We start from the raw sequence: 9,151 nt of genomic DNA, 5'->3' as shown, positions 1-9,151 counted from the left end.
TAAAACGTCCATCCTGAGGCAGACGTTTTTCAGAAATATCCAGCCCCGACATGATTTTCAGACGCGATACCAGTGCGGAAGCCACGCGACGTTCTTTCATCACCTGTTCCTGCAACTCACCGTCAACACGCAGACGAATACGCAGCTGATTTTCTTCCGGCTCGATATGAATATCCGATGCTTTAATCTGAACCGCATCTTCAAAAAGACTTTGCAGCAAACGTACCACAGGCGCTTCATTAACATCTGTCGACATCGCCATTTCATCGATATCGAAATCGCTGCTGAGCAGTTCCCCTTCCAGCTCACCGGCGATGCTCGCCATCTGCTCCTGACGCCGGTACACGGCATCAAGAACTTCCAGTAATTCCTGCTCACGCACAAAAGCCGGCATGATCGGCAATTTCAGGATACGTTGCAGATCATCAATAGCCATCAGATCCATCGGATCAGACATACCCACCAGCAGGCCATTCTGTTCTTCCGATAACACCAGACAGCGATAGCGGCGTGCTGTTGTCTCCGGCAGACGCAGGGCCAGAGCCTGATTAATACGGTAGCGGCTTAAATCAATAAAAGGGTAATTCAGATGGCCAGCAAGGACGGACAGTAATTCGTCTTCATTCACCAGCCCAAGGTCGGTAATTGCCCTGCCGAGTTTTTTCCCGGTTCTTTTTTGTTCGGCCAGAGCCTGCATCAGCTGAGTTTCGTTAATCAGCCCTTTTTCCTGCAGCAAATCTCCCAGCCGGACTTTTTTAGGAGCTTCCATCCTTTTACCTCAGACGTTCCAGACGCTGTTGCAGCCAACGGTTCTGTTCGGCGGACAACGCATAATGAATCTGTGTGTTTTCCAGCACAGCAATTGCTGCTGCAGCTTTACCCTGATCTTCCCAGGCACTGGCCAACGCCAGAGGCCAGTTAACAACATCTGGCTGACGCAGAATAAGTTTCTGATAAGGGACCACTGCCTCATGACTGAAACCCAGCATGTGCAACCCAGGCGCAGCCACAGCTAACCAATTCAGTGAGCTGCTTTCAGCATTTTGCCGATAGAAATTCAGAAAACCGCCTGCGTCTTTCTGTTCAAGTAATATACGTAATTTAAGCGTGCGGTAATCGCCGGCAACCTCTGGCGGCGCATTATCCAGAACCTGATTAATCAGGTTCAGCGCGCGCTCAGGCTGAGCATTATTTAATGCGCTGAGCGCCTGCAAATAGAGTGCACGTCCGTCTGAAGTACGACGAATTACACGTACAGTGGCTGATGGTTCAGTCTGCTTCTCTTGAGTCTGAACTTCTTCAGCCCGGTGCTCTTCAGTCTGAGCCTCTTCTGTCTGAACCTCTTCTGTCTCCATTTCTGCGATCCGGATATCTGTACTCCGACTCTCCAGTGCCTGCGACACTGACGCGACCAGAGGTTCATTGGCGTCATACACTGTCTGCGCGGTCGCTTGTGTTGCACCCGGCTGTCCAATCTCTGCATCCGGGGATTTCTGTTCAGCATCCGGGGATTTCTGTTCTGCAGTAGTATTCTGCACTGACGGCTCTCCTGGCGCCGCATCAGACACGCTGCTTACTCTGTTCGGAACAGACTCTGAGGTCAGTAATGAATCGTCAGAAGCTACGGTATTCGTCAGTAATGCAGCGCCAGGCAATACAACCATTTCTGCATTTCTGGTCTCTTCATTTCTGGTCTCTTTATCTCTGCTTTCAGCATTATCAGGCTTTGCATTATCAGGTGAGGAAATACTATCTGCGGCTGTCACAGCTAAGTCAGTAATGCTGGCAGGGCCGGATGGCGCATAAGACACCGCAAAAACATCTGATAAGCCGGTGGAGCGATCATAACTACCGGTTATCGACGACAGGGGAACAAATAAGGAAATTAACATGGGAACAACTGCCAGCGCCGGCAGCAGCAGCCACCAGCGCGAATGATGACCTTGTGGCACAACAGCCGCTGCCGTTAACAGTGGCAGACTCTGCTCCTGAATACCTTCACGCCGGTCGATCTCACGTAATACGTTATGCAGCAGGCTCACATCATCACCAACAGAAAACAGGCAGTAAGTGTCAGTCCGTACCAGAGATAAGGTGTCTGGATATTGCCTGCGGCCGGCAGTGTTGCATCTCCCGCCAGCATGGCGCTTTCAGTATCCTGTACCGCACGCATAACGTGATTACTATCCAGCATCCGGCTGCCACTGCCATATCCGGCCAGCAGGCTTTTAGCAGCCAGAATATTCACCAGCCGCGGAATACCACGACTGGCCCGCCACAGAGTTTTTAATGCCGCACGGTTAAATAATGGCATCCCGCGGTAACCCGCGGCGGTCAGCCTGTGCTGCAGATATACCGAAAGTATGTCGGCATTATTTAATGGCTCCAGTCTGGCACTGTAGGTGATACGCTGCCGCAGCTGACGCAATGAATCCTGGGATAACAGGTCATCCAGTTCCGGCTGACCGAAAAGGACAATCTGCACCAGCTTTTGCCGTTCCGTTTCCAGATTGGAAATTAACCGCAGCGCTTCCAGCGTATCGCACGGCATACACTGGGCTTCATCAATCAGGATAACCGGCACCTGATTATCGCCGGCCATCACCAGCAGGGCATGCTGTACGCTCTGCTGTACCTGACTGTCCGGTAGTAAATGATCATCAATGCCCAATTCGCGGGCAAGAACACGCCACAGGGCACTGGGAGTCAGCGCCGGGTTGGGGATATAAGCGGTGGGGGTATTCTGAGTTTCCAGAGTATTCAGTAATCTGCGACATAACAGCGTTTTTCCGGTACCCACTTCTCCGGAAATTTTAATAAACCCTTCACCACCGGAAAGCGCAAACAGCAGCGTATCGAACGCCGCTTTCTGACTCGGCAGATCAACAAAAAAGTCGGTATCCGGCGTCAGACTGAACGCCGGTTTATTCAGTCCATAAAATATTTCACAGGCCCGTGCCAGTTCACTCAACTGCATAGGGCATTTTCCCCACAGGCAGTGCGCTGGAATAACGTTTATTCAGCGCATCCAGCTGCCGTTCATCCAACGCTGTATCAATAATTCTTGGCTGAATCAGAATAACCAGTTCACTCTGCACACTTTGCTCGCGGGTCTGGCTGAAAAACCAGCCCATCAGCGGAATATCACTGAGCAAAGGGATGCCTGCTTTGGTTCTGACTTTACGGTTCTGCATCAGGCCGCCAATAACCACCACCTGACCGGAGCGCGCGCGGACAATAGAGTCGGTTTCACGCACAGTGCTGTACGCCAGTGGCAGCGTGTAATCGTCGTCATTTAATTCCAGTGTACGCTGTTGCTCTTCCACTTCAGTAACGGTCGGATGAACGTGCAGAGTTACTTCCCCCCCCTCACCAATCTGCGGCGTTACATCCAATGCAATACCGGAAAAGAATGGTGTGAGTTCAATGTCCGGGGTATCGCTGACGGTACTGCCGGTGGTTGTCGTGGTACTGCTCACATCGGTGACAAAAAATTCATCGGTACCGACTTTAATCACGGCCTTCTGATTGTTTACCGTAGCAATGCGCGGACTGGATAAAACCCGGACATCACCCTGTGTGCGCAACAGCTGTAACGCTCCGGTAAAGTCACCCAATGAGAAATTCGCGGTAAAAATACCTTCAATCAGATCATCGTTTTCCAGTGGCACAGAGGAAAGATTGGTATCCGCCTGATACACGCTGCCGCGATAACTTTTGCCGCCCAGGGCCGACCAGTTAATGCCCGACTGATAGCCATCATTGAGTGTCACCTCGACAATTTTGGCTTCAATCAGAACCTGTTTCTGAATGGATAATTCAGCCCGCTGCAGATATTCAGCCACCGCAATCTGGGTAGATGGTTTGCTCTTCAGAATGACAATGCCTGCATGCGGATCAACCACCACGCTGGCTTCAGCTTCGCGGCTGATGATCAGCTCCAGTGTGGTTTTCAAACTGTCCCAGAAGTTGGTGATGGATTCGGTCTCTACTTCACTGCTGTTGGTGTTTTTAACCAGACGAACATCATCGCCGCCGGCGCTGTCTTCTTTGCCGGACGTCGACGTAACCTGTCCGCTGCTGACCCGCATACCGGAGACACCGGAGCGTTTAACATTCAGATAGTTGATGGGAAATATCCGGGTCTGCTGCTGATCCGGCAGAATCTGAATACCGTACGGTGAGCGCACAAAATCAAAACCATACACATCACGCACCGCCAGCAGAGTCTCTTCCAGCGTAACCTGCTTCAGGTTCAGCGTAATGTTGCCGCTGACGCCCGGATGAACCACCAGGTTATTGCCGGTTCCCTCCACCAGACTGTTGAAAAACACATCGGCCGACACCGCATTGGCGATCACATCAAAGCGTTCTTCTTCCTGCACCGGCTGCAGCGGCGGCAACAGATCCGCCAATGGCAGCGGAGCGGGTTCTGCCGGTAAAGGATCAGCACTGACTAAACGGCGATCCTGTTCTGTGACGTTTTTTTCTGCACTGGTTTTTTGTGCAGCGCAGCCGTTCAGCAGCACGGCGGATATAAGCACCGAAAGCACACTGAAAAATTTTAAATTTAACCATCTGTTCACAAAGTTGCTCATCAAGGCTGACCAAAAACTATTGCTTCATAGATTCAAGTAAAGACAGTTCTATTACTTTTTTCCGGATTTTTATCGTGACCCGATCAGGTTTGATCGCCAGCACACGGGCGCCATCCACCAGATCGCCGGTACGGACTAACTGATTGTTAATAACGGCACTGGCCCCCTGGCCTCGCCAGCGGATCTGCTGCAAAGAGAGCGGCACCGCCACTTCCGGCTCAGTCTGTGGTGCACTGTTATGCCATTGCGGTGGACGCATAGGATCGCCGGCGTTCGCGGGCATAACAGACAACGAAGTCATAACAAGAACGAAACAGAACACGCAGGTTTTATTCACCACCCAACACCTCCTGTCTGCGGCTCAGCGTCGACACCCGGATAACCACTTCACCCCGGGGATATTCTTCGATATTAAATTCCAGTGACTCCCACCCCAGCAGCCACGGCAGCTGATCAAGCTGACTGAGATAATCCACCAGCGCCGGAAAGGTCACATCCATGGTCAGCTGCAGGCTGTGACGGAACAGCTCAACGTCGTCATAACCGTCACCCAAATCCACCCGCTGCGCCGGTAAGGTCTGCAAAGAACGTGTCTTCAGATTCTGGTTCTGAGCCAGTATGTCGGCCAGCAACTCCGTCATCTGTGCCGGAGACACCAACGCCTGAGTCAGGGCATTAATGCGTTCATCAAGCAGTTCCTGCTGTGCTTCCAGGTTTTTCAGTTCAGCACGGACCGCCTGATCAGGATCGTGCAGTTTACTGTCGTGCAGTGCCTGCAGCTGGGCCTGTAACTTCGCCTGTTCCTGCTGTACCTGTATCTGCTGCTGATGGGTTTTCTGCAGTTTTTCCCACAGCGGCATTACCCCCAGCCAGTAGATCAGCGCGACAATAACAACCGCCAGCGTCAGCCGGATCAGCTGCTGTTCACGCAGTGAAATACCGCGGTACATCTGAATAAGACTGGCCATCTGCGGATGGCGCCACCAATAACGCAGAGAACCCATCAGTGCCCCCCTGCCGCGCTCAGAGCAGCGGCGCTCTGGCTGCGCGTATCCAGAACAAAACTCAGTGCCTGCTGAGTCTGCTCCGTCTGCTGAATATCAATGGTGCGGAAACCACGCTGACGATAAGCCTCCTGCGCACTTAACTGAGTTACGTATGGCGATAATTGCGCTGCTTTATCTGTGTAGCCGCGCAGCTGCAGGTGCTGACCACGTTCAAATACCGACACCCCACTGAGCCAGACGTTATCCACAGCCACCTGCTCAAGGCCGCGCAGTAGTGGCGTAAAACTGATGCGTTTTTCGATATTCTGGCGACTGAGATAATTCAGCACACGCTGACTGTTGAGCAGACTGGCCTGCGCTTCTGTGCGCTGTTTTTCCAGTTGCGGATCAAGCGTTCTTGGGCCCATGTGGCGCTGAACTTCTTCGATTTCCAGATTCAGTGCGGCCACCTGAGCGCGCGTATCTGCCAATTGATGCTCAGACCAGAGATCCGCGATCAACACCGCGATCAGGGAAACAACAGCAAACGCCAGACCGGCGATACCGTAGTGAATCAGCTGACGGATTTCCCTGGCCAGTTCCGGTGGACGAAATTCGCTGCTGTAGAAATTAACCTGCTGCTTAACGTTCCAGCTCATAACGCCTTCTCCCGGCCAGCCAGAGAAGCATTACCTGTCAGAAATTGATTGCGTGCCAGAATGCCGCCATAAGCCGTCGCCAGAGATGCTGTCAGATGGCCGACGTCCTGATCATCCACCGGTGCCAATTGCGGCAGGGCAAAGTGCCTTACCGCCACATTGATGCTGCCCTCCAGCTCCGGCAACGCCGCCGAAATATCCATATCATCCGGGTGCAGCACCCAGATTTCCGACACCATGCCCATACCCTGCTGACTGTCGAAGAAATCCAGCGAACGCTGTAATTCCAGCGCTACAGCAGCAACACGGTTATGCTGGTCCTGAGGTGCCAGCGTGAAAGCCCCTTCAGAAGATGAAGGCGGTGTAGCAGAAACAAGCGCATCCGCGCCGGTATGAAGGTGGCGCGCCAGATACAGGGCGCCATCACGACAGAGATAAATCATGCCTTCATGGGCATCCAGGCGCAGTACACCAATACTGCCGTCCGGATCGTATCCGGCAATCAGATTAAGCAGGCTGATTTCTGGCACGGTAATCAGATCAAGCTGCAGTTCCAGCCGCTCACACCAGCTCACCAGCTGACGTACCGCTTCGCGCTCAGCAACCACAGCAAAGGCCATATCCATACGTCCGCGGTAAGCATCACCCGGCAGGCGGAAGCCCTGCACCAGCACTTCGCTCACCGGCCGAGAAATAATGTCGCGGATACGGAACTGCAGGGCAGCGGACAACTCGTCGTCTGCCACCGCAGGCGCCTCCAGCAAGTGCAGTTCGTAATCCAGAGTATCAAGGGAAATAACCACAGGGACCTCACGCAGCGCGTTATCCGTAATCCACTGCTCCAGTCCGGCCAGCCCCTGCTCACCATTTTTCGGCGTATAACACAGGCGTACGCCCTTATCGTCGGCATACACAGCAAACGCCTGACTCTGGTGCAGTTCGATACCCAGACAGCGACGATCACCCCGGCGTTTTTTGCCAGCGGAAAACATTGACCAGGAAAAGCCCACGGCCACCCCTTTATAAGAAATCTCACACTGTTACAAAGTGTAGACCATGAATCTGGCGCAGCCCGCCCAATCGCCGTTTAACACGTTTCAGGCCCTGCCCTGAGTCAATGATCCGTATCAGTTGGGGTATACTGGCGACGATTCTTAACCCGGGATATGTATGTTTAATATCGTTTTATTTGAACCCGAAATTCCGCCCAACACAGGTAACATCATCCGTTTATGCGCCAATACCGGCTGCCAGCTGCATCTGATAGAGCCGCTCGGTTTTAATATGGAAGAGAAAGCCCTGCGCCGTGCCGGGCTGGATTACGCCGAGTGGGCGAGTGTAAAGATTCATAAAGATCTGGAAGCTTTTATCAGCGCGGAGCAGCCTGAACGTCTGTTTGCGCTGACGACCAAGGGCCACGCCCGACATTCCGACACTCAGTTCAGCGCCGGTGATTATCTGATGTTTGGCCCGGAAACCCGCGGCCTGCCTGAGGATGTACGAGCTCAGATTCCACAGGATCAGTGGTTGCGGCTGCCGATGATGCCGCATTCGCGCAGTATGAATCTGTCCAATGCCGTCGCTGTGATGGTCTATGAAGCCTGGCGCCAGCTGGGGTATAACGGGGGCAGCTGAACCATTCGTTGCTTTGTTGCCGGTGATACGTCCGCACTTTTGCTGTGGTATGCCGGCAATCCGCCCGCTGAAGGAGCCCTGCCATGCGCGTCGTTATGACTCTGATCTTTCTGCCGTTTCTCTGTCTTATTTCTCTGCTCTCTTATGCCGGTGAGACACTCACCGACAAACTCAGCCGTCCCTGGGGCATGGCGTTTGTCAGTGATCATCAGCTGCTGATCAGCGAACGGGCTGGCACATTGCAGTTATTCGATATTAACAGCCAGCAATTACTGCCCGTGGCCGGTGCCCCTGCAGTCGTGTTTGACGGTCAGGGTGGTCTGCTGGATGTTGCCGTACCAGCGGATTTTGCCACTCACGGCTGGATCTACTTTACCTGGAGTCATCAGCTCGACGGCCGCAATGCGGCAACTGCACTGGGCCGCGCCCGACTGAATCTGACACAGCAGCCGCTCAGATTGAGTGACTGGCAAACCCTGTTAATTACCCGCTCCGGCAGTACCACCCGCCACCATTACGGCTCCCGCATCGCCTTTGATGACAGCCATGTGTTTTTCAGTGTGGGGGACCGTGGCAACCGCGATAACGGTCAGGATCTGCAGACCCACGCCGGCAGTATTCTGCGTCTTAACCGCGATGGCAGTGTGCCGCCGGATAATCCTTTCAGTGGCCGCGCAGATGCGCTGGCAGAAATCTGGAGTTACGGCCACCGTAATCCCCAGGGTCTGGTATGGGATGGCCAGCATAAGCGGCTGTGGGCCATTGAGCACGGCCCGCGCGGTGGCGATGAACTGAACCTGATTGAATCCGGCGCCAACTATGGCTGGGCAGAGGTTTCCTGGGGGAAGGAATACTGGAATCCGATGTACGTGGGCGACGCCCGCACCAAGCCCGGCATGAAAGATCCGCTGAAAATGTACGACCCGTCCATCGCCCCGTCATCACTGCTGCTCTATCGGGGTGACCTGCTGGCCGGGGCGCTGAAGCTGCAGCATCTGAATTACATCCAGCTCGATAATGCGGAAGATGTCGGTGTAAAAGGGGAAAAGCGCCTGCTCAGCGGGCTTAAAGAACGCCTGCGGGCGTTGGCTGTGGACAGTCAGGGGCGTCTGTATATTGCATCAGATTCCGGCAAACTTTACCGCTACGATCAATTGCCGGGGGGCTGATCCGTACCTTTTCGATCAGCCCCTGTTATCAACCTTTGTCGATCTGCCCTGCTTAACGGTTAGCGCCGACAGCAGCCACAAAAAAAGGAGCCATTGGCTCCTTT

10 protein-coding genes are annotated in these 9,151 nt (G+C 53.6%); 2 read left to right on the top strand and 8 right to left on the bottom strand.

From position 1 onward, the window contains the following. The 8 genes from B2Z72_RS08080 to B2Z72_RS08045 all read right to left on the bottom strand — a co-directional run. A partial coding sequence (locus B2Z72_RS08080; RefSeq protein WP_297004511.1) for a GspE/PulE family protein occupies positions 1-769 on the bottom strand: 769 nt, incomplete at its 3' end. A 4-nt stretch (positions 770-773) separates the two neighbouring features. Then, positions 774-2,042 carry a tetratricopeptide repeat protein gene (locus tag B2Z72_RS08075; RefSeq protein WP_296982118.1) on the bottom strand — a complete coding sequence of 423 codons (1,269 nt, stop codon included), beginning with the start codon at positions 2,040-2,042 and terminating at the stop codon, positions 774-776. After that, positions 2,039-2,977: an ExeA family protein gene (locus B2Z72_RS08070; protein ID WP_296982116.1), complete on the bottom strand. Its 939-nt coding sequence runs from the start codon at positions 2,975-2,977 to the stop codon at positions 2,039-2,041. The genes B2Z72_RS08075 and B2Z72_RS08070 overlap by 4 nt, the downstream gene beginning before the upstream one ends. Further along, entirely contained in the window at positions 2,964-4,586 is a 1,623-nt protein-coding gene (mshL, locus tag B2Z72_RS08065; protein WP_296982115.1) for a pilus (MSHA type) biogenesis protein MshL, read from the bottom strand. Before mshL ends, B2Z72_RS08070 begins: the two co-directional genes overlap by 14 nt. A 28-nt stretch (positions 4,587-4,614) precedes the next feature. Further along, complete coding sequence (locus B2Z72_RS08060) at positions 4,615-4,857, bottom strand: hypothetical protein (protein WP_296982113.1); 243 nt, start codon at positions 4,855-4,857, stop codon at positions 4,615-4,617. A gap of 70 nt (positions 4,858-4,927) precedes the next feature. Further along, positions 4,928-5,602, bottom strand: coding sequence for a type II secretion system protein GspM (gene gspM, locus B2Z72_RS08055; RefSeq protein ID WP_296982111.1), 675 nt, complete (start codon positions 5,600-5,602; stop codon positions 4,928-4,930). Then, positions 5,602-6,243 (bottom strand): PilN domain-containing protein, encoded by a 642-nt coding sequence (locus tag B2Z72_RS08050; protein ID WP_296982110.1) that lies wholly within the window; start codon positions 6,241-6,243, stop codon positions 5,602-5,604. The genes gspM and B2Z72_RS08050 overlap by 1 nt, the downstream gene beginning before the upstream one ends. Continuing rightward, positions 6,240-7,253 carry a hypothetical protein gene (locus tag B2Z72_RS08045; RefSeq protein ID WP_296982109.1) on the bottom strand — a complete coding sequence of 338 codons (1,014 nt, stop codon included), beginning with the start codon at positions 7,251-7,253 and terminating at the stop codon, positions 6,240-6,242. The genes B2Z72_RS08050 and B2Z72_RS08045 overlap by 4 nt, the downstream gene beginning before the upstream one ends. Positions 7,254-7,413: 160 nt before the next feature. On the opposite strand from B2Z72_RS08045, the gene trmL reads away from it, so the two are divergent. Together trmL and B2Z72_RS08035 are read left to right on the top strand one after the other, a co-directional pair. After that, positions 7,414-7,878, top strand: a complete 465-nt coding sequence (gene trmL, locus B2Z72_RS08040; RefSeq protein WP_296982107.1) for a tRNA (uridine(34)/cytosine(34)/5-carboxymethylaminomethyluridine(34)-2'-O)-methyltransferase TrmL — start codon at positions 7,414-7,416, stop codon at positions 7,876-7,878. Between the two features lie 83 nt (positions 7,879-7,961). Further along, entirely contained in the window at positions 7,962-9,047 is a 1,086-nt protein-coding gene (locus B2Z72_RS08035; RefSeq protein ID WP_296982105.1) for a PQQ-dependent sugar dehydrogenase, read from the top strand. Positions 9,048-9,151: the final 104 nt, after the last annotated feature.

Source organism: Thalassolituus sp. UBA6592 (genome assembly GCF_002433655.1).
Lineage (GTDB): Bacteria > Pseudomonadota > Gammaproteobacteria > Pseudomonadales > Oceanobacteraceae > Venatoribacter.
This window is presented reverse-complemented; position numbering and strand designations above follow the sequence as displayed.